General features: G+C 64.4%; 17 protein-coding genes. 12 read left to right on the forward strand and 5 right to left on the reverse strand.

Going from position 1 to position 21491, the window contains the following annotated elements:
• The first annotated feature begins 69 nt into the window (after nt 1–69).
• A complete protein-coding gene (locus WA950_RS08510) occupies nt 70–1287 on the forward strand; it encodes an NAD(P)/FAD-dependent oxidoreductase (protein WP_424551272.1) in 1218 nt (405 codons plus the stop codon).
• A gap of 185 nt (nt 1288–1472) precedes the next feature.
• The gene (locus WA950_RS08515) at nt 1473–4271 is read left to right on the forward strand and encodes a bifunctional diguanylate cyclase/phosphodiesterase (RefSeq protein ID WP_424551273.1); all 2799 of its coding nucleotides are present in this window, start codon (nt 1473–1475) and stop codon (nt 4269–4271) included.
• 17 nt (nt 4272–4288) lie between these two features.
• Here WA950_RS08515 and WA950_RS08520 read toward each other — a convergent pair whose 3' ends face one another.
• From WA950_RS08520 to groES, 3 genes are all read right to left on the reverse strand, one after another.
• The gene (locus WA950_RS08520) at nt 4289–4735 is read right to left on the reverse strand and encodes a hypothetical protein (protein WP_424551274.1); all 447 of its coding nucleotides are present in this window, start codon (nt 4733–4735) and stop codon (nt 4289–4291) included.
• A 579-nt stretch (nt 4736–5314) separates the two neighbouring features.
• Nucleotides 5315–6955, reverse strand: a complete 1641-nt coding sequence (gene groL, locus WA950_RS08525) for a chaperonin GroEL (protein WP_424551275.1) — start codon at nt 6953–6955, stop codon at nt 5315–5317.
• A gap of 56 nt (nt 6956–7011) precedes the next feature.
• On the reverse strand, nt 7012–7308 hold the full coding sequence (gene groES / locus WA950_RS08530; protein ID WP_424551276.1) for a co-chaperone GroES: 297 nt from the start codon (nt 7306–7308) through the stop codon (nt 7012–7014).
• A 319-nt stretch (nt 7309–7627) separates the two neighbouring features.
• On the opposite strand from groES, the gene WA950_RS08535 reads away from it, so the two are divergent.
• The 6 genes from WA950_RS08535 to WA950_RS08560 all read left to right on the forward strand — a co-directional run bounded on the left by WA950_RS08535 (nt 7628) and on the right by WA950_RS08560 (nt 14283).
• The gene (locus WA950_RS08535; RefSeq protein WP_424551277.1) at nt 7628–8476 is read left to right on the forward strand and encodes a TIGR01459 family HAD-type hydrolase; all 849 of its coding nucleotides are present in this window, start codon (nt 7628–7630) and stop codon (nt 8474–8476) included.
• A 19-nt stretch (nt 8477–8495) separates the two neighbouring features.
• Nucleotides 8496–9476 carry a bifunctional riboflavin kinase/FAD synthetase gene (locus tag WA950_RS08540; protein ID WP_424551278.1) on the forward strand — a complete coding sequence of 327 codons (981 nt, stop codon included), beginning with the start codon at nt 8496–8498 and terminating at the stop codon, nt 9474–9476.
• Nucleotides 9477–9483: 7 nt separating this feature from the next.
• On the forward strand, nt 9484–9837 hold the full coding sequence (locus WA950_RS08545; protein ID WP_424551279.1) for a hypothetical protein: 354 nt from the start codon (nt 9484–9486) through the stop codon (nt 9835–9837).
• A 273-nt stretch (nt 9838–10110) separates the two neighbouring features.
• Complete coding sequence (ileS, locus tag WA950_RS08550; RefSeq protein ID WP_424551280.1) at nt 10111–13002, forward strand: isoleucine--tRNA ligase; 2892 nt, start codon at nt 10111–10113, stop codon at nt 13000–13002.
• 176 nt (nt 13003–13178) lie between these two features.
• Nucleotides 13179–13793 carry a hypothetical protein gene (locus WA950_RS08555; protein ID WP_424551281.1) on the forward strand — a complete coding sequence of 205 codons (615 nt, stop codon included), beginning with the start codon at nt 13179–13181 and terminating at the stop codon, nt 13791–13793.
• Nucleotides 13794–13797: 4 nt separating this feature from the next.
• Nucleotides 13798–14283 (forward strand): N-acetyltransferase family protein, encoded by a 486-nt coding sequence (locus WA950_RS08560; RefSeq protein WP_424551282.1) that lies wholly within the window; start codon nt 13798–13800, stop codon nt 14281–14283.
• Here WA950_RS08560 and WA950_RS08565 read toward each other — a convergent pair whose 3' ends face one another.
• Nucleotides 14284–14727 carry a nucleoside deaminase gene (locus WA950_RS08565; RefSeq protein ID WP_424551283.1) on the reverse strand — a complete coding sequence of 148 codons (444 nt, stop codon included), beginning with the start codon at nt 14725–14727 and terminating at the stop codon, nt 14284–14286.
• 70 nt (nt 14728–14797) lie between these two features.
• Between WA950_RS08565 and WA950_RS08570 the strand changes: the two genes are divergently transcribed.
• Genes WA950_RS08570 through WA950_RS08580 form a run of 3 tightly spaced genes read left to right on the forward strand, consistent with a single transcriptional unit; the run spans nt 14798 to nt 18187 of the window.
• A complete protein-coding gene (locus tag WA950_RS08570; protein WP_424551284.1) occupies nt 14798–16720 on the forward strand; it encodes a pseudouridine synthase in 1923 nt (640 codons plus the stop codon).
• Nucleotides 16721–16726: 6 nt separating this feature from the next.
• Nucleotides 16727–17287 (forward strand): 16S rRNA (guanine(966)-N(2))-methyltransferase RsmD, encoded by a 561-nt coding sequence (gene rsmD / locus WA950_RS08575; RefSeq protein WP_424551285.1) that lies wholly within the window; start codon nt 16727–16729, stop codon nt 17285–17287.
• A 30-nt stretch (nt 17288–17317) separates the two neighbouring features.
• Complete coding sequence (locus WA950_RS08580) at nt 17318–18187, forward strand: patatin-like phospholipase family protein (RefSeq protein WP_424551286.1); 870 nt, start codon at nt 17318–17320, stop codon at nt 18185–18187.
• Nucleotides 18188–18246: 59 nt separating this feature from the next.
• Here the strand turns inward: WA950_RS08580 and WA950_RS08585 are convergent, their stop codons facing one another.
• A complete protein-coding gene (locus WA950_RS08585; RefSeq protein ID WP_424551287.1) occupies nt 18247–20040 on the reverse strand; it encodes a monovalent cation:proton antiporter-2 (CPA2) family protein in 1794 nt (597 codons plus the stop codon).
• Nucleotides 20041–20143: 103 nt separating this feature from the next.
• On the opposite strand from WA950_RS08585, the gene WA950_RS08590 reads away from it, so the two are divergent.
• Nucleotides 20144–21490, forward strand: a complete 1347-nt coding sequence (locus WA950_RS08590; protein WP_424551288.1) for a TldD/PmbA family protein — start codon at nt 20144–20146, stop codon at nt 21488–21490.
• Nucleotide 21491: the final 1 nt, after the last annotated feature.

The following is a 21491-nucleotide window of genomic DNA, read 5'->3' on the forward strand; positions in this document are numbered from 1 at the left end:
CGGTGCGTTGACGCCGCCCGCTGGCACGCGCTACCTCTTGGGTAGAACCGAAAACAGAAGGCGGGCATCGTGACGGGAAGACTGGTTGTTGTGGGCGGCGGTCAGGCCGCATTTTCCCTCGTTGCGAAGCTGCGCGCGTTGAAGGACGAGCGGCCGATCACCATCCTCGCCGCCGAGGCGAGCCATCCCTACCAGCGCCCGCCGCTTTCCAAGAAATACCTGCTCGGCGAGGCGGATCTCGATCGCCTCAAGTTCCGTCCGGAAAACTGGTATCCGGACAACAATGTCGACATCCGCCTGTCGAGCGAAGTCACCGCCATCGACCGCGCGGCAAAGACCGTTACCCTCAGTGACGGTTCGGCGCTGCACTATGGCGTCCTGGCCTTTGCCACCGGCGCGACGCCACGCCGCCTGCCGGCCGAGAACGGCGGCGACCTCGACGGCGTTTTCACCGTGCGCGATTATCGTGACGCCGACCGCCTCGGCCTCGAAATGCAGGAAGGCCGGCGGGCGCTCGTCATCGGCGGCGGCTATATCGGCCTTGAAGCTGCGGCAGTCGCGCGGGGCAGGGGGCTGCATGTGACGGTTATCGAAATGGCCGACCGCATCCTCGCCCGCGTCGCCTCGCCGGCAACCGCGACCATCCTCAAGGCGATCCACAATGCCCGCGGCGTCGACGTGCGGGAAAAGACCGGCCTCGTGCGCCTCATCGGCGAGAATGGCCGGGTGACCGGCGCGGAACTGACGGATGGTTTCGTGCTGCCCGTCGACGTGGTGATCGCCGGCATCGGCGTTACCGCCAATGACCGGCTCGCCCGCGATGCCGGCCTTGAGGTTGCGAACGGCATCATCGTCGATGCCCATGCCCGTACATCCGATCCGTCGATCTTCGCCATGGGCGACTGCGCGGTGCTTCCCTTCGAGGGCAGCAATGTACGGCTCGAATCCGTTCAGAACGCCGTCGATCAGGCGGAGGCGGCCGCCGCCGTCATTGCGGGCGGCGATGCGCCCTATGAGCCGAAGCCGTGGTTCTGGTCCGACCAGTACGACGTAAAACTCCAGATCGCCGGCTTCTGCGCGGGCTTCGACGATACGTTCGTGCGCCCCGGCCAGCGCGAGGGCGCCGTCTCCGTCTGGTACTTCCGGCAGGGCCGGCTGATCGCGGTCGATGCGGTCAATGATGCCAAGGCCTACGTCGTCGGCAAGAAGCTGATCGAGATGGGGCGCACGCCCGATCGCGCCGCCCTCGAAGATCCGGCAGCGGATCTGAAAGCCCTGACGCTCTGAATTTCAAAGGTGCATGAACCGGGGAGATCCCGGTTCCGGCCGCCGGCCGCCTTTCAGGATTCGGCATTTGTTAAGCATGACCTGACGTTACGTTAGGTCATGCCGTGCCAGTTCAGGTCAATTCACGGATTCTTCAGGCTTCTCCGGCTGATTGAGGCAAATTGCCCTCCTGCCTGGTGACCCTGATGCTCCGTATACTGACCTGCATAGTCGTTGAGCACAATATTCGACTCGTTCTGCTGGCGGCCCTCATCTGCATACTGTCCTGTTATGTGGCGGTCATGCTCACGCAAAGGGCGCGTATGGTCGAGGGCACGGCGCGCCATCTCTGGCTGGGGGCGGCCGGCGCGACGAGCGGGTTTGGCATATGGGCGACGCATTTCATCGCCATGCTGGCCTACGATCCCGGCGTCGTGATCGGCTACGACATGAAGCCGACGCTGATCTCGCTTGCCGTGGCCATCGTGGTGACGACGATCGGCCTTGCCGTTGCGACCTGCGTTTCGGGCCGCCGCGCCCTTGTGGCGGGTGGGCTCCTGCTGGGTGCCGGCATTGCGTCCATGCACTATATCGGCATGTCGGCCGTGGAGCTGCCCGGCACCCTTCACTGGGATCCCGTCTATATCGCGGCCTCGCTCGTCTGCTCGGGCCTGTTCGGCGTGCTTGCCCTTCTCGTCTGCATGCGTGCGAAGCCGGGCATCCGCTCGCGCCTCCTTGCCACGGGCCTGATGGCGCTGGGCGTCGTGTCGCTGCATTTCACGGGGATGGCGGCCGTGACGATCGAGCCGGGCCTGATGCCGGTCGGCGAAGACGCGCTGATCTCGACGACCCTGATGGTGCCGCTGATCGCAGCCGTTGCCTTCTCCCTGCTTTTTACCGGTCTGACGGCGGCGGTGTTCGCAAGGCAGGCGGAGCTTGCCGCAAGCGAGAGCACGCGCCAGTTCGCCATGCTTGTCGAAGGCGTCAAGGACTATGCCATCTATATGCTCGATCCCGAAGGCCGCGTCGCCAACTGGAACGAGGGGGCGGAGCGTCACAAGGGCTACAAGGCGTGTGAAATCGTAGGCCAGCATTTCTCGCAGTTCTACAGTGCCGAGGATCGTGCCGCCGGCCTGCCGGAGCAAGCGCTCCGTATCGCACGGGAAGAGGGCAAGTACGAGAATGTGGGATGGCGCTACCGCAAGGACGGTACGGCCTTCTGGGCCAATGTGGTCATCGATCCCATCCATGATGCCGGTGGTGCGCTCGTGGGCTATGCCAAGATCACCAAGGACGTGACGCGGGAGAAGACGGATGCCGACCGGCTCGCCGCGGTGACGAAGAACCTCGATCTGGCGCTCGAGAACATTTCGCAGGGCCTGTGCCTGTTCGACAAGGACGAGCGCCTGTTGCTCGCGAACAGACGGTACAGCGAAATCTTCGGCTTCCCGGAAGGCCGCATCCAGCCGGGCATGACCCTGCGCGAGATCGTGGATCAGGGCGTTGCCGACAACTATGCCGATCCGGATGTGGCGCGGCTCAAAGCCCGTGACATCTATGCGCGCCGCCGCGCGGCGATCCAGGCGAATGACGGCGGGGCCATCATCGAGAAGCTGCCGAGCGGCATCTCGATCCAGTTGCGCTATCGCACGCTGCCGGATGGCGCCTGGGTTGCGACCTATGAGGACGTCTCCGAGCGCCTGCGCTCCGAGGAGCAGATTTCCTTCCTGGCCCGCCATGACGGCCTGACGGGCCTGCCGAACCGGGCGAGCTTCAACCACCGGCTCGAAGCCGATCTCGATGCTGCGCTCCGCTCCGGCGGCAAGGTCGCGGCCATCGGCATTGACCTCGACAAATTCAAGGAAATCAACGACACGCGTGGCCACGCGGCAGGCGACGAGGTGCTTGTCACGCTGTCCCGGCGCCTGGAGGCCTGCCTTGAGGCGGACGAGACGATCGCCCGTTTCGGTGGCGACGAGTTCGCGGCGGCAAAGCGCTTCGAGGACATGTCGGAGCTGACCGATTTCATCCAGCGCCTCGAAACCTGCCTCAACGAGGAAATCCGCATCGACGGCTACGACATCAAGCCGGGCGCAAGCCTCGGCGTGGCGATCTATCCGCAGGATGCCGACAACCTCGAAGCGCTGCTCAACAATGCCGACCTTGCCATGTATCGCGCCAAGGATGCGCTGATGCAGTCGGTCTGCTTCTATGAAGTATCGATGGACGAGGCGGCCCGCAGCCGCCGTCTCATCGCCAACGATCTCTGGCAGGCGGTGGAGCGCAAGGAACTGCAGCTCCACTACCAGGTCCAGAAGGCGGTCAATTCGGGCGATACGGTCGGCTACGAGGTGCTGCTGCGCTGGCATCACCCGGTGCACGGCATGATCCCGCCCTCCGACTTCATTCCGATTGCGGAAGAGTGCGGCGCCATCCTACCGGTTGGTGAATGGGTGTTGCGCGAGGCCTGCCGCGAGGCGGCGACCTGGGGCAATGACTACAAGATCGCCGTCAACCTTTCGCCGGTCCAGCTTGGCAATGCCGATGTGGCGGACCTTGTGCACCGGGTCCTGCTGGAAACCGGCCTCAGCCCGCACCGGCTGGAACTGGAAATCACCGAATCGACGATCATCGGCGACAAGGAGCGCGCGCTGCACACGCTCCGCCGCATCAAGGCGTTCGGCGTCACCATCGCCATCGACGATTTCGGCACAGGCTATTCGTCGCTGGAAACCCTGCGCGCCTTCCCCTTCGACAAGATCAAGCTGGACCGCAGCTTCATGAAGGAAGTGGAGGCGAGCCCGCAGGCCAAGGCGATTGTTCGCGCCATCCTCGCGCTTGGCCAGACGCTGCGCGTGCCGGTACTGGCCGAAGGCGTTGAGACGCGCAGCCAGCTCGACATCCTTCTCGACGAAGGGTGCGACGAGGCGCAGGGGTATTTCCTGGGACGGCCGGTTCCGGTCGAGCACATCCGGGTGGGCGCAATAGCCGACGAAGCCGCCTGAGGCGGCTTCCCTTCCATCTATTGGCGCTGGAACTGCCGGCCGGCCAGATCGATCTGGAAGCGCGGGAAAATGAAGACGCCGATAATCGTACCGGCGTATTTTTCTTCGAGGCCCGTCGATTCACCGACGCAGAACACCGGCTGGCGCGCCGCGCCGTCGAGATGAATCGTCGTGGAAAAACAGAAGGACGACGAAGAGGTCGCAGCCTTTTCGAACAGCTCCAGTACACGCGTGCGATCGAGCGGCTCATAACAGCGGATGAGATTGAGCAGGCCGCAGGCGCGCTGCGACAGGCCATGCGCCAGCATGGCCTTCTCGCCGAGCGTGAAAAGCCCGTTGGAAAGATCGCCGGTCCAGCGCTCTGTCACGCAATATTGCGTGAGAAGCTCGTTGTCCGTCTCGTCGAAGTTCAGCGAGCCCGACAGGAAGGGCGCCGAAAGATCGGTCTTGATTATCTTGAACACCTACGACCCCAGGGCAGTTGCTCGAATCGGATCCGCATCCCCGCCTTGGGGCTGCGACACGCTAAAAAGCAGCGCCGGCTGACATCCATCGACGTCGGCCGAAACACTTTCTCATGTATTGAACTGCGCCCGGATCCTACGAATTGTATCGGATCGGACGTACGCGTGAAGTCCGCCGATGACTTCCGTTAGGGTCTTCCGCGGCTGTTCTGAACTAGAGGAATGCTGGCAGCACACGATTGTCTATCGAAAGCGAGCCACGAAACCTCGGGTAAAACTAATTGTTCACTTGGGGCGTCTTTATAGTTTGTTTTTTGATGCCAGCAACGGTTTTTTGGTAATTATTTTACAGATGGAGAAATTCTTTTCACGGGAACGATACAGATCCTGACGTATCGCAAAAACAGAAAGGGCGGCCCGAAGACCGCCCTTTCCGAACTGAACCGGATGGCCCAGATGCAAAGGCTTTCGCCTGTTACATCATGTCCATGCCGCCCGTTCAGCGCGCTTGACGCGCTGAACCACTTTTAAAGTGCATGGGCGAAGCTTGATGGCCATCCCGCAACAGGCTTTCGCCTGTTACATCATGTCCATGCCGCCCATGCCGCCCATGCCGCCAGGCATGCCGCCCGGTGCATCCTTCTTCGGCAGTTCGGCAATCATGGCTTCCGTCGTGATCAGCAGCGAAGCAACCGAAGCTGCGTTCTGCAGAGCCGTGCGGACAACCTTGACCGGGTCGACGATGCCGAGGGCGATGAGGTCGCCGTATTCGCCGGTCTGGGCGTTGTAGCCGTAGTTGTCTTCGTTCTTGTCGAGGATCTTGCCGACAACGATCGAAGCTTCGTCACCTGCGTTTTCCGCGATCTGGCGAACGAGGGCCTGGAGCGCGCGGCGGATGATGTTGATGCCGGCTTCCTGGTCGTCGTTTTCACCCTTGACGGTGATCTTCGTGGAAGAACGGAGCAGGGCAACGCCGCCGCCCGGTACGATGCCTTCCTGAACAGCAGCGCGCGTCGCGTTGAGGGCGTCGTCGATGCGGTCCTTCTTTTCCTTCACTTCGACTTCCGTCGAGCCGCCGACGCGGATCACGGCAACGCCGCCAGCGAGCTTGGCAAGGCGTTCCTGCAGCTTTTCGCGGTCGTAGTCGGAGGTGGTTTCTTCGATCTGGGCCTTGATCTGTGCGACGCGGCCTTCGATTTCAGCCTTCTGGCCTGCACCGTCGACGATCGTCGTGTTTTCCTTGGAGATCGAAACCTTCTTCGCACGGCCGAGCATGTCGAGCGTGACGTTTTCGAGCTTGATGCCGACGTCTTCGGAGATCACGGTGCCGCCCGACAGGATGGCGATGTCTTCGAGCATGGCCTTGCGGCGGTCGCCGAAGCCCGGAGCCTTGACGGCAGCGATCTTGAGGCCGCCACGCAGCTTGTTGACGACGAGCGTAGCAAGTGCTTCGCCTTCGACGTCTTCAGCGATGATGACGAGCGGCTTGCCAGTCTGGACGACGGCTTCGAGAACCGGGAGCATCGCCTGCAGGTTCGAGAGCTTCTTCTCGTGAAGGAGAATGTAAGCGTCTTCGAGGTCGGCGATCATCTTTTCCGGGTTGGTCACGAAGTAGGGCGACAGGTAGCCGCGGTCGAACTGCATGCCTTCGACGACTTCGAGTTCGGTTTCGGCGGTCTTGGCTTCTTCAACCGTGATGACGCCTTCGTTGCCGACCTTCTGCATGGCTTCAGCAATGTCGAGACCGACCTGCTTGTCGCCGTTTGCGGAGATCGTGCCGACCTGTGCGACTTCTGCCGACGTGTTGATCTTCTTGGCCTTGGCCTGGAGATCCTTGACGACTTCAGCAACGGCGAGATCGATACCGCGCTTCAGGTCCATCGGGTTCATGCCGGCTGCAACGGCCTTGTTGCCTTCGCGAACGATGGCCTGGGCAAGAACGGTTGCGGTCGTGGTGCCGTCGCCGGCGATGTCGTTCGTCTTGGAAGCGACTTCGCGAACGAGCTGTGCGCCCATGTTCTCGAACTTGTCTTCCAGTTCGATTTCCTTGGCGACGGAAACGCCGTCCTTGGTGATGCGCGGAGCGCCGAAGGACTTGTCGATGACAACGTTACGACCCTTCGGGCCGAGCGTTACCTTGACTGCGTCTGCGAGAACGTCGACGCCACGCAGCATCTTTTCGCGCGCGGTACGGCCGAATTTAACTTCTTTGGCTGCCATTGTGTGAGCTCCTGAAAGAGGTATCAGCGAATTTCGAAAGGGAATTTACCGGCAGATCAGCCGATGATGCCCATGATGTCGGCTTCCTTCATGATCAGAAGGTCTTCGCCGTCGAGCTTGACTTCGGTGCCCGACCACTTGCCGAACAGAACGCGGTCGCCAGCCTTGACGTCCAGCGGAACGACCTTGCCGGATTCGTCACGTGCGCCGGAGCCGACGGCGACGATTTCGCCTTCCTGCGGCTTTTCCTTGGCGGTGTCCGGAATGATGATGCCGCCCTTGGTCTTGGCTTCGGATTCGACGCGACGAACGACGACGCGGTCGTGAAGCGGGCGGAAGGTGGTGCTTGCCATTGTCTTATCCCTCGATCAAATGACACTACAGGTCACGAAATGGACCCGTCGGATTGATGTTAGCACTCTCAATTTGCGAGTGCTAGCGAAGCCGAGATAGGGGTCGATGACTTTCGAGTCAAGAACGGCGCCCTGAAATTGTTTCGGCCGGAATGGTTTCCGCAGTCGCCAGATGGGAGCCGCATCGCACGCCATCAAGGCAGGCGTGTGAAATTTGAGCCGATTAGCTGTGGATGGGGCAAAATTACCCTGAGAGGCTTGTTTTCTTGGCCTCGCTTTGCAATGTCAGCCGGGCTCGATCTCGACACGGGAAACCTTAATGTCTCAACGCATCCAATCCTTCCGCGACATTGCCTCGCAATATGACGTGGTGCTCTGCGACGTCTGGGGCGTCCTGCACAATGGCGTGGAAGCCTTTTCCCACGCGTCCGAAGCGCTTGCCGTCGCGCGCGCCGCGGGCCTGACCGTGGTCCTCATCACCAATTCGCCGCGCCCGCATCCGGGCGTCAAGGTGCAGATCCGCGGCCTTGGCGTTGCCGACGACGCCTATGACCGTATCGTCACCTCCGGCGACGTCACCCGTGCGCTGATCGCCGACGGTCCGAAGAACATCCACTTCATCGGCGCGGAAAAGGATCTTGCGCTGCTCGATGGCCTTGGCGTCGAACAGGTGGCGCTGGAAGAGGCCGAAATCGTGGTTTGCGCGGGCCTGCGCGACGACGAAGCGGAAACGGTCGAGGATTATCGCGAGGAGATGGCGAAGCTTGCCGCGCGCAAACTGCCCTTCATCTGCGCCAATCCGGACCTCGTCGTCGAGCGCGGCCACCGGCTGATCGCCTGCGCCGGCGCGATTGCCAAGCTCTATGAAGACCTCGGCGGAACGACCCGCATCGCCGGCAAGCCGCATCGGCCGATCTACGAGAAGTCGCTGGCCGAGGCGCGCGACGTGCGCGGCGCCTTCAATCACAGCCGCGTGATCGCCATCGGCGACGGCATGCCGACGGACGTGCGCGGCGCCGAAGCCTTCGGCCTGGATGTGCTGTATATTTCCGGCGGCATTCACGCGCAGCACTATGTCGAAGCCGGCCGCACGGACGAGGCGAAGCTGGAAGCCTTCCTCGCCCAGGAAAATGCCCATCCGAAATGGTGGATGCCCCGGCTGCAGTGACGGGACGGAGACGGTCATCGTGACGGTATTTCACAGGAATGAAACGAAGCAGCCCCTGCCGGAGCATCTGCGCGGCGGCGTCATCGCCATCGGCAATTTCGACGGCGTGCACCGTGGCCACCAGGCCGTGCTGCAGGGGGCGCTCGACATAGCGGCGCAGCGCGGTATTCCCGCGCTGGTCCTCACCTTCGAGCCTCATCCGCGCACGGTCTTCCGGCCGGAGCGCGCCGTCTTCCGCCTGACGCCCGCCCCGCTGAAGGCGCGCATTCTCGAAGGCATGGGCTTTTCCGCCGTCATCGAATATCCCTTCGACCGCAGTTTCTCCGAAATATCCGCCCACGATTTCATTCGCGCCATCCTCATGGAGTGGCTGCATGCCTCCGAAGTCGTCACCGGCTTCGATTTCCATTTCGGCAAGGGCAGGGAGGGCGGGCCGGCTTTCCTGATGGCCGCCGGCGGGGACAACGGTTTCGGCGTGACGCTGGTCGATGCGTTCCGCGACGAAAACGCCTCGGTCATCTCCTCCAGCTTCATCCGCTCACTGCTGGGCGATGGTGCGGTCGCGGAAGCGGCGGGCCAGCTCGGCTACCGCTACACGGTCGAGGCGGAGGTCATCGGCGGCAAGCAGCTCGGCCGCACGCTCGGCTATCCGACCGCCAACATGCAGCTTCCGCCGGAAGTGGAGCTGCGCAACGGCATCTACGCCGTGCGCTTCCGCCGCCCCGATGGCAGTCTCCATGATGGCGTCGCCAGCTACGGTCGCCGTCCGACGGTCGATGCGAACGGCATGCCGCTGCTCGAAACCTTCCTGTTCGACTTCTCCGGCGATCTCTATGGCGAAATCTCCGCCGTTTCCTTCTTCGGGCACCTGCGCGACGAGCTGAAATTCGACGGCCTCGATGCGCTCGTCGTCCAGATGAAGCGCGACGAGGAGGAGGCAAGGGCACTCCTCGCCGGCGTCCAGCCGCTCGGCCCGATCGACCAGCGTCTCTGTTTCTAGGCCTGCCATGGCAAGCGCGCCGTGCCCCCTCTATCTCTTCCGGTCGCCAGGATTTGCGCCGTCCGGCGATACGGTGGTCAGCATCGCGCCGCTGGAACAGGTCGTCGCCGTTTATGGCGGCGGTGGCGTCTTCGACACGGACGGGCTTTCCGCAGCCTTCGGCGGGGCGGCGATCTTCAGGAACGACGCGACCGGCGCTCTATTCGCGGGCGTCTGGGGTGGCCGCAATGCGTCCCGTTTCCGCCGCCAGATGAGGGAGAACATGGCCGTCGTGCTGTGTCGCGAGGCTCCCGACGCGCGGCTTGTCGTCTGGCGTGCCGACGCTGCGCGCCCTGCAAGGGGGCAGGGCGGCGAAGGCTGACATCCTGCCGGCCAAAGTGTTCGTTTCGCTTTTGCGCCCTTTTCAAAGCGGCGAAAAGGCCGTAATACCGCGCGCATGATGCTCAACCGGCTGACCATCGATCTGCGAATTAGTGGCCCGGCTTTCCGCGCGCTCTGAGCGAGGCCGGAAGGTCCGGGATTTAGGGCGTTCTCCATAGCGCCCCCGCCGTCATTGCCCCGGTGCATTGCAAATGCATTGATTGACATTTCCCCGCATGCGCGGAAAACGCGCGACGAGACGATAGCCACACCCATGACCGATACGCCCGAAAAAGTCGATTATTCGTCCACCCTCTACCTGCCGCAGACGGATTTCCCGATGCGCGCCGGCCTGCCGACGAAGGAGCCGGAAACGGTGGCCCGCTGGCAGCAGATGGGTCTTTACAAGAAGTTGCGCGCTTCCGCCGCCGGCCGCGAGAAGTTCGTGCTGCACGACGGCCCGCCATATGCCAACGGCAACATCCATATCGGCCACGCGCTGAACAAGATCCTGAAGGACGTCATCACCCGCTCGTTCCAGATGCGCGGCTTTGACTCTAATTACGTTCCCGGCTGGGACTGCCACGGCCTTCCGATCGAGTGGAAGATCGAGGAAAAGTACCGCGAAAAGGGCAAGAACAAGGACGAGGTCCCGGTCAACGAATTCCGCCAGGAATGCCGTGACTTCGCGGCCGGCTGGATCAAGATCCAGTCCGACGAGTTCAAGCGCCTCGGCATCGAGGGCGACTTCGACAACCCCTACACGACGATGAACTTCCATGCGGAAGCCCGCATCGCCGGCGAACTTTTGAAGATCGCCAGGAGCGGCCAGCTCTACCGCGGCTCCAAGCCGGTCATGTGGTCGGTCGTCGAGCGCACCGCGCTGGCCGAAGCCGAAGTCGAATATGCCGATGTCGAGAGCGACACGATCTGGGTGAAGTTCCCGGTGACCGAAGGCCCGGCCGACCTTCTGGGCAACTTCGTCGTCATCTGGACGACCACGCCCTGGACGATCCCCGGCAACCGCGGCATCAACTTCTCGTCCCGTTTCCCCTACGGCCTTTATGAGGTCGAGAGCGCCCAGAACGATTTTGGTCCGCAGCCGGGCGAAAAGCTGATCTTTGCGACGCGCCTTGCCGACGAGGCCGCCGCCAAGGCAAAGCTCACCTTCAAATTCGTCCGCGACATTGGACCGGAAGAGCTGGCGGCGGTCGTCTGCGCCCATCCGCTGAAGGATCTTGGCTACGACTTCAAGGTTCCGCTGCTCGATGGCGACCACGTCACCGACGATGCCGGCACCGGCTTCGTGCACACGGCGCCCGGCCACGGCCGCGAGGACTTTGACGCCTGGACGGCGGCAGCCCGCGTGCTTGAAGCCCGCGGCATCTCCTCGAAGATCCCGTTCACCGTCGACGACGCCGGCTTCTACACGTCAGACGCCCCCGGCTTCGACGGCGCCCGCGTCATGGACGACAACGGTAAGAAGGGCGATGCCAACGACCGCGTCATCAAGGCGCTGATCGCCTCCAACACCCTGTTCGCCCGTGGCCGCGTCAAGCATTCGTATCCGCATTCCTGGCGTTCCAAGAAGCCGGTCATCTTCCGCAACACGCCGCAGTGGTTCGTCTACATGGACAAGGAACTGGGCGACGGCACCACGCTGCGCTCGCGCTCGCTCAAGGCGATCGACGATACCCGCTTCGTGCCCGCGACCGGCCAGAACCGCCTGCGCGCTATGATCGAGAGCCGCCCGGACTGGGTGCTGTCGCGCCAGCGCGCCTGGGGCGTGCCGATCGTCGTCTTCGCCGACGAAAAGGGCGAAGTGCTCATCGACGAGGCCGTCAATGCCCGCATTCTCGAAGCCTTCGAGAAGGAAGGCGCCGATGCCTGGTTCGCCGAAGGCGCCAAGGAGCGCTTCCTCGGCGGCGACCACGATCCGGCCAGGTGGACACAGGTCATGGACATTCTCGACGTCTGGTTCGACTCGGGCTCGACGCATACCTTCACGCTGGAGGACCGTCCCGACCTGAAATGGCCGGCCGACGTCTATCTGGAAGGTTCCGACCAGCATCGCGGCTGGTTCCATTCCTCGCTGCTCGAAAGCTGCGCGACGCGCGGCCGCGCGCCTTACAACGCCGTCGTCACCCATGGCTTCACCATGGACGAGAAGGGCGAGAAGCAGTCGAAGTCCAAGGGCAACGTCGTTTCCCCGCAGGACGTGATGAAGGAATCGGGCGCCGATATCCTGCGTCTCTGGGTCATGACGACCGACTACTGGGAAGACCAGCGCCTCGGCAAGACGATCATCCAGACCAATATCGACGCCTACCGCAAGCTGCGCAACACGGTGCGCTGGATGCTGGGCACGCTGGCGCACGATACGGGCGAGGAGATCGCCCATGCCGACATGCCGGAGCTGGAAAAGCTGATGCTGCACCGGCTGTCGGAACTGGATGCGCTAGTGCGCGAAGGCTACGACGCCTTCGACTTCAAGAAGATCGCCCGCGCGCTGATCGACTTCTCCAACGTCGAGCTGTCGGCCTTCTACTTCGACATCCGCAAGGATGCGCTCTATTGCGACGCCCCGTCCTCGCTGAAGCGCCGCGCCAGCCTCTGCGTCATCCGCAAGCTGTTCGAGTGCCTCGTCACCTGGCTTGCGCCCATGCTGCCCTTCACCACGGAAGAGGCCTGGCTGTCGCTGAAGCCCGATGCCGTGTCTGTGCATCTCGAACAGTTCCCGGCGGTGCCGGCCGAGTGGCGCAACGATGCGCTCGAAGCCAAGTGGGAGAAGATCCGCAGCGTACGTTCGGTCGTTACCGGCGCGCTGGAAATCGAACGCCGCGAGAAGCGCATCGGCGCCTCGCTCGAGGCTGCCCCGGTCGTGCATATCGCCGATCCGGAGCTGCTGACGGCGCTCGAAGGCCAGGACTTTGCGGAAATCTGCATCACCTCGGCCATCACGCTCGTTGCCGGCGAAGGCCCGGCAGAGGCCTTCCGTCTTGCGGAAGTCGCCAGGGTCTCGGTCGAGCCGAAGCTCGCGGAAGGCCGCAAGTGCGCCCGGTCCTGGCGTATCACGACCGATGTCGGTTCGGATGCGGACTATCCGGACGTTTCGGCGCGCGACGCATCGGCGCTGCGCGAAATCGGCTTCCGCCGCGCCGCCTGAGCGGCGGGCCTGTTGACGGCCGGTGCTTTCCGGCCGTCGATTTGCCGCGATGAATTGCGCTTCAAAGCGTCATCCGGTAATGCTGCCTGAAAATGGTCGGATTGTTCCGCCATGGCACGGCGGACTTTTGCCGTGAGGTGGGTTTTCGGCGTACCGGCTCTGCTGGAAGGGTGTTCATGGGAATGACGCGAAATATTCGGGTGCGTACCGGCCTTCTGGGCCTCCTGGGCGCAAGCCTCCTTTTGACCGGTTGCATGGGCCCGACCTACGGAACGGACAAGACCGCCGGCGAACAGCTGATGAACGATCTCGGCGATGCCGTCATGATCCAGCCGGAAAACCAGGACGCCAAGAAGATCCGCTACCAGCCGCGTGGCAGTCTGATCGTGCCGAAGGACAAGGTCGCGCTTGCCAGCCCGCAGCAGTCTGTGTCGAGCAAGGACAATCCAGAATGGCTGGAAAATCCCGAGGACATGCGCGAGCGCCTGCGTGACGAGGCGGATGCCAATACCAACAATCCGCGCTACCGCTCGCCGCTCGCCAGCCAGAATTCGAATGCCGAACAGCTCGGCTCCGCTGCGCAGACGAAGGCCTATCGCGACGCCCGCCGGCTGCAGATGGGCGCCTATTCCGACAAGCGCCGCTACCTGAGCGATCCGCCGGTCGACTATCGCCGCATGCCGGAAGAGGCGCAGGCGGATCTGGGCGAGCCGGAGAAGCAGAAGGAGCGCCAGCGCAAGAAGGATGCAAAGGCGGCCAAGCAGAACAAGTCGACCTGGTGGCCTTTCTGATCCCATGACGGCTTATCGTATCCGTCCCGCCACCGTGGCGGATGCCCCGGTCATCCTGCGGTTCATCCGCGAACTTGCCGAATACGAAAAAGCGCTTCACGAAGTCGCCGCGACGGAAGAGACCGTCGCGGCTTCGATTTTTGGAGAGGGTTCCGTCACCCGCGCCGCGATCTGCGAGACGGCGGAAGGCGAGGCGGCCGGCTTTGCCGTCTGGTTCAAGAGCTATTCCACCTGGCAGGCGAAAAACGGCCTCTATCTCGAAGATCTCTATGTGACGCCGGCCCATCGTGGCGCCGGTGTCGGCAAGCTGCTGCTTCGGCACCTCGCGCGCGTCGCGGTGGAAGAAGGCTGCGGCCGTTTCGAGTGGAGCGTGCTGGACTGGAACGAACCGGCGATCCGCGCCTATGATGCCATTGGCGCCGAGCCGCAAAACGAGTGGATTCGCTACCGGCTGGCCGGCGACAGGCTGAAGAAGTTCGCCGAAGGCTGATCAGCGCCGTTCTGTGAAAAAGTCCTTGAGAATTTCCGCTGCTTCCATGCCGCCGATGCCGGAATAGACGTCCGGCGCGTGGTGGCAGGTCGGCTGGGCGAAGAAACGCACGCCATTGTCCACGCCGCCGCCCTTCGGGTCTTCCGCGCCATAGTAGAGCCGGCGGATGCGGGCGAAGGAAATGGCGGCGGCGCAGAGCGTGCAGGGTTCGAGCGTCACGTAGAGGTCGGCGCCGGTCAGGCGCTCCTGTCCGAGCTTGCAGGCGGCCTCGCGGATGACGGCGACCTCGGCATGCGCGGTCACGTCGTTCTCCGCGCGGGTGCGGTTTCCGGACTGCGCGATGACCACGCCGTCCTGCACCAGCACCGCCCCGACGGGCACTTCGCCACGCGCGCCGGCGGCGCGAGCCTCGCCGAGTGCGATCTCCATGAAGCGATTTGTCATGACCGGCACGAATTCCTCTTAACCCCGGACGCCTGACCTGATAGGACACGGCAAAACGCAGGCAGCACAAATGACATTCAAAGACAAGCCAAAACGGCCGGGCACCAAGCCCGCGGGCCGTGATACCAAGCCGCGTGGCGCCTCATCGGCCGCAGCGGACAAGAAACCCTTTGCCGCGGGCAAGCCCGCCGGCAAGAAGCCGGGCGGCAAGCCCTATGCCGACAAAGCCGCCCCGCGCGATGCAAAACCGGCCCGCGCCGGCAAGCCCGCGCCGAGCGTATCGGCCGGCGCCGAGCTTGTGCCCGAGCGTATTTCCAAGCTGCTCGCGCGCGCAGGCATCGCTTCGCGCCGCGATATCGAGCGGATGATCATGGAAGGCCGCGTCAGTGTGAACGGCAAGGTGCTGGAGACGCCCGTCCTCAACGCCACCTTCGCCGACCATATCGAGGTCGACGGCCAGCCGATCCGCGGCATGGAGCGCACGCGCCTCTGGCTCTACCACAAGCCGGCGGGCCTCGTGACCACCAATGCCGACCCGGAAGGCCGGCCGACCGTCTTCGAGAACCTTCCCGAAGACCTGCCGCGCGTCATGTCCATCGGCCGCCTCGACATCAACACCGAAGGCCTGCTGCTGCTGACGAATGACGGCGGCCTTGCACGCATGCTTGAACTGCCGACAACCGGCTGGCTGCGCCGCTACCGCGTGCGCGCCCACGGCAAGATCGAGCAGGCCGACCTCGACAAGCTGAAGGAGGGCATTGCCGTCGACGGCGTGCTCTACGGCGCGATCGATGCGACGCTCGACAAGGTGCAGGGCTCCAACGTCTGGCTGACGCTGGGCCTGCGCGAAGGCAAGAACCGCGAAGTCAAGAACGTGCTCGGCGCGCTCGGCCTCGACGTGAACCGCCTGATCCGCATTTCCTACGGTCCGTTCCAGCTCGGCGAACTGCCGGAAGGCCATGCCCAGGAAATTCGCGGCCGCACGCTGCGCGACCAGCTCGGCCCGCGCCTCATCGAGGAAGCCAAGGCGAATTTCGATGCGCCGCTGTTCGACCACGCATCCGACGATGCGGAGGAGAAGCCCGAGAAGAAGAGCCGCGCCGATGCCGCGCCCGCCTGGGGCGAGAGACCGGCCCAGCGATACGAGAAGCCTGCGGATCGCCGTGAAAACGCCCGCGCCCGGCTCGACACGAGGCGCGACGACCGTTTTGGCGACAAGCCGCGCGGCGGCGGTCGCGACGAGGACCGTTTCGAGTCCAAGCCGAAGCGCGAGCCCGCCGTCAGGGCGCGCAAGTCCAATGTCTGGATGGCGCCCGGCGCCCGTCCGGTTGCCGAAAAGAAGGCCGAGACCGCCGATGGCGTGAAGCGCGAGGCGCGCGAGCGTCCGGAAGGCGCACCGAAGACCAAGCGCTACGGCCGCACGGCCGATGGCGGCCTGTCGCGCTCCGGCAAGAAGTTCGATCCCGATCGCAAGGGTCCGGCCCGCGGCCGTCCCGGCGACGAAAGGGTTGAGAAGCCGCGCATCCTGAAGACGCGCGACGAGGACGGCGAGTGGATCCGCGCCACCGAGCAGGAAAGCCGCGACCGTGACGACGCAGGGCGCGGCGGCTTCGGCCGCAAGCGTTCCGGCGCCGGTGACGACCGTCCCGCCCGCTCCTTCGGCGATCGCCCGGCCTTTGGGGATCGCAAGCCCCGCGCGGAAGGGGAACGCTCGTTCGGTGATCGCAAACCGCGTGGCGAAGGCGACCGCTCGTTCGGCGACCGCAAGCCGCGTGGAGAGGGTGAACGCTCGTTTGGCGATCGTAAGCCCCGTGCGGAAGGTGAACGGTCCTTCTCGGATCGCCCGCCGCGCCGTGATGGCGGCAAGCCCTTCGGCGGCAAGCCTTCCGGCGGCAAGTCCTTCGGCGGCAAGCCGGGTGGACGCCCCTCCGGTGGAAAACCCGGCGGTGGCCGGCCCGCGGGCGGCAGCCGCCCGCGCGGCAAGGGCAAGTAAGCGCAAGTGCGGATCGTCGGCGGAGAGTTCCGCGGCCGCCCGCTCGCGACACCGAAGTCGGACGACATTCGTCCGACGACGGATCGCACGCGCGAAAGCCTGTTCAACATCCTGTCGCATGCCTATCCGCAGGCGCTCGACGGCACGCGCGTGCTCGATCTCTTCGCGGGAACGGGTGCGGTCGGCCTTGAGGCCATGTCGCGCGGTGCGCGCGCGGCGCTGTTCATCGAGCAGAGCGTCGAGGGCAGGGGACTGCTGCACGCCAATATCGAAACGCTCGGGGTGATCGGCCGCGCCAAGATTTTCCGTCGCGATGCCACCGCGCTCGGTAGCGTCGGCACGATGGAGCCGTTCGATTTCCTGTTCGCGGATCCGCCCTATGCCAAGGGGCTCGGCGAGCGCGCGCTGGATGCCGCCGCGCGCGGCGGCTGGCTCAACGATGGCGCCCTTGCGATCCTCGAGGAGCGCGCCGATATTCAGCCTGCCGCCGTCGATGGCTTCGATCTCATCGAAGTGCGCACCTTCGGCGACACGCGCATGCACTTCTATCGCTACCGGTCCGGCTGACAATCCGGGCCTCCGCAAAGGATGCCAGCGATGACCGATGCCCTCGTTTCCAAAGCGACGCCGCAGGAAAGCGGCCCGACCGTCGCCATCGCGCTCGGCGGCGGCGGCGCACGCGGCCTTGCCCATATCCATGTCATCGAGGTGCTGGACGAACTCGGCATCCGCCCGGTGCTGATCACCGGCGCCTCCATCGGCGCCATCATGGGCGCGGCGATGGCCGCCGGCATGTCGGGCAGCGAAATCCGCACGCATACGCTTGCTGCAATCGGTCGCCCGAGCCAGATCATGAACCGGCTGTGGAGCCTGCGCCCGACGCGCTTTTCCGAAATGGTCGCCGGCGGCTTCCGCGTCGGCCAGTTCAATCTGGAGCGCGTGCTGAAGGCCTTCCTGCCTGACCGCCTGCCGGAAACCTTCGAAGAGCTTGCAATCCCGTTGAAGGTCATCGCATCGGACTACTATGCCCAGTGCGAATGCGTCTGCGACAGCGGGCCGCTTTTCCCTGCCGTCGCCGCTTCCGCCGCGCTGCCGGCGATCTTCCGTCCCGTGGTCATCGACGGCCGCGTGATGATCGACGGAGGTCTGTGGAACCCGGTGCCGTTCGATCATCTCGCCGGCAAGGCGGACGTCACCATCGGGGTCGATGTCATCGGACATCCGCCGGCCGGCACCGCGGAGCTGCCGAACAGCATCGACAGCCTTTACGGCGCGACCCAGCTGACCATGCGCTCCATCGTCACGCTGAAGCTGGAAAAAAGCGCGCCGGACATCTTTCTCCAGCCGGATGTCGGGCGGTTCCGGGTGCTTGATTTCGCCAAGGCCGAGGAAGTGCTCTCCGCCTCGGCCGGCATTCGCGACGAGTTGAAGCGGGCGCTCGACCGGACGTTCTCGGCGCTGGTCTAGGGTTTTGCTTTTGCCGCATTTTCCAACGCCGAAGCAATGCCGCTTCGGCTGGGAATGCTCTATGCGCTTTCCGCCTCGTCGGCCTCTGCCTGCGTCTTCTTCCTGGGTTTGACCAGCGGTTCCGGCTTCACCGGCTTGGAATGCAGCATGTGGCGGCCTGCCGCTATGCCTTCGACGGCCTGAAGCTCCAGACGCGCCACGTCGCGGCGGCGGATATCGTCACCGATCGCCAGCGCGTCGTCGGGCTCGACCCCCAGTTCCTCCAGCGTTTCGCGGCCGAAGAGAAGGGCGGATTCGAAGGTCTCGCGCACATCGTGCTGCACGCCGCGCCCGCGCAGCGAAAGCGTATGGACGCGGTCGTAGGAGCGCACGAAGAGGGTCGCAGTGGGGTATTCGGATTGCACGAGGTCGACGATGCGGTCGGTGGTGCCTTTGCCCTGCGTGCAGATGGCGACGATCTTGGCGCGCTCGATGCCGGCGGCGCGCAGAACGTCCTTGCGCGTGCCGTCGCCGAAATAGATGCGGAAGCCGAAGCTTGCCGCCTGGCGCACGCGATCCGTCGAGTGGTCGATGACCGTGACCTCGCGCCCGCCGGCGAGCAGGATCTGCGCGGCGATCTGGCCGAAGCGCGAGAAGCCGATCATCAGCACGTCCGCGCCGGCCCCCTCGAAATCCTCCTCCATTTCCTCCGCCTCGTCCTCGACGAGCAGGAAGCGCGACAGTGCCGCGGCGATCGGCGTCAGCGCCATGGATATCGTGACGATGGCGATCAGCAGCGAGGCGAGGTCGCCGGAAAAGATGCCGGCGGCGGAGGCGGCGGTAAACAGCACGAAGCCGAATTCGCCGCCCTGCGGCAAGACGAGCGCAATGCGCACGGCATCGTTGTGCGGCGAGCCGGTAAAGCGGCAGAGCGCGTAGATGACGAGGCTCTTCACCAGCATCACCGCGGGCGTGGCCACAAGGATCGTCAGCCAGCTCGAAAAGATCACGTCGAGATGCAGCGACAGGCCGACGGCCATGAAGAATAGGCCGAGCAGGATGCCGCGGAAGGGCTCCACATCCGCCTGCAATTCATGGCGGTAGGAGGAATCGGCAAGCAGCACGCCGGCAAGGAAGGCCCCCATCGCCATGGAGAGCCCGGCCATCTGCAGGAGCATCGCAGCGGCAAGCACCACGAAGAGCGCCGCTGCGATCATCGCCTCGCGCGCGCCGGTGCGGGCAATGATCTGGAACAGCGGATTGAGCAGGTAGCGGCCGGCGACGAGCAGGGCGGCGATCGCCGACACGGCGATCAGGAAGTCCTCGAAGGCCGTGGTCGTGTCTTCCGGCATCTGCTGGGCAAGCAGCGGGATCAGGGCGAGCAGCGGCACGATGGCAAGGTCCTGCAACAGCAGCAGCGAGAAGGCCCGCTGGCCATAGCGCGTGTTGGTGTCGCCCTGCTCGTCGAGGATCTGCATGGCGAAGGCGGTGGAGGAGAGCGCAAGGCCGAAGCCGATGATCAGCGCGCCGTCCCAGTCCGCAAGGCCGAACAGGAGGGTCAGTCCCGTCAGAGCCAGTCCGGTCACGGTGACCTGCGCGATGCCGAGCCCAAAAATGTCGTGCCGCATCGACCAGAGGCGCGAGGGCTTCAGTTCCAGGCCGATGAGGAACAGTAGGAAGACGACGCCAAGTTCGGCCACGCCCAGCAATTCCTCGCCGTCGCGGATCTGGTGCAGGATGGGGCCGATCACCACGCCGGCGGCGAGATAACCGAGAATGGTGCCAAGTCCCAGCCGCTTGAAAATCGGCGCGGCCAGCAGCGCGCCGCCGAGCATCATGAGGACCTCGTTGTACGGACTATGGGTATAGGGCATGCAGAAGGCTTTCTCCGGGGGCGCTCGCAGGGCAAAAAGAGGGGCAGGCCCTTGATGCTCGTGCCCGTGCACAATAAATGGGGCATCAAAGAAAGGCCATGTCATGTCAGAGACGATCGATTCCGCAAGCCTTCTCGCGCGCGCCGGTGAACTTATCGACCGCGCCATCCAGGCGGGGGCGGATGCAGCCGATGCCGTCGTCGTCCGTGGCCGCTCCTCGTCCGTCAGCGTCCGGCTTGGCAAGGTCGAGGGCACGGAAGCCTCCGAGAGCGACGACTTTTCGCTGCGCGTCTTCGTCGGCAAGCGCGTCGCCAGCGTCTCGGCCAATCCCGGCTTCGACCTGAAGGTGCTTGCCGAGCGCGCCGTGGCCATGGCCAAGGCTTCTCCGGAGGACCCGTTCGCCACGCTCGCCGATGAGGCCGATCTTGCGCGCGAATGGCCCGATCTACAGCTTTTCGACCCGACCGAAGTGTCTGCCGACCAGTTGACGGAAGCAGCGCTTGCCGCCGAGGCCGCAGCGCTCGCCGTCCCGGGCGTCACCAATTCCGGCGGCGGTGGCGCGTCCGCCGGCATGGGCGGGCTGGTGCTCGCCACCTCGCACGGCTTCTCCGGCGCCTACAGCGCCAGCCGCTTCGGCCGGTCCGTCAGCGTCATTGCCGGCGAAGGCACGAAGATGGAGCGCGACTACGACTTCGATTCCAGCCTCTATTTCGCGGAACTGCGAGAGGCGCAGGACATCGGCCGCGAAGCGGGCGAAAGAGCCGTGCGCCGGATCAACCCGCGCCAGGTGCCGACGGCGAAAAACGTCACCGTCGTCTACGACCCACGCGTGGCGCGCGGCATCGCCGGCCACATTGCCGGGGCGATCAACGGCGCCTCCGTCGCCCGCAAGACCAGCTTCCTGCGCGAGCGCATGGGCCAGCAGGTGCTGAAGGCCGGCCTTTGCGTCACCGACGATCCGCTGGTCGTTCGCGGATCGGCCTCCCGTCCGTTCGACGGCGAGGGCATCAGCGGCAAGCGCCTCGCGATGATCGAGGATGGCGTTCTACAGCACTGGTTCCTCTCCACGTCGACGGCGAACGAACTCGGCCTCAAGACCAATGGCCGTGGCGTGCGTGGCGGCACGTCGGTCAATCCGGCCTCGACCAACCTTGCGCTGGAGCCGGGCGACATTTCGCCGGAAGAGCTGATCCGCTCCGTCGGCACCGGCTTCTACGTCACCGAGCTGATCGGGCAGGGCGTCAACATGGTGACGGGCGAATACAGCCGCGGCGCTTCCGGCTACTGGATCGAGAATGGCGAACTGACCTTCGCGGTCTCGGAAGTCACGATCGCCTCGAACCTTGTCGACATGTTCATGCGCATCACGCCGGCAAACGACATCGATCGCAGCTTCGGCGTTGCCGCGCCGACGCTCGCCATCGAAGGCCTGACGCTTGCCGGAACGTGAG

The organism is Shinella sp., from assembly GCF_049651085.1.
In the GTDB taxonomy this organism is placed as follows: Bacteria; Pseudomonadota; Alphaproteobacteria; order Rhizobiales; family Rhizobiaceae; genus Shinella.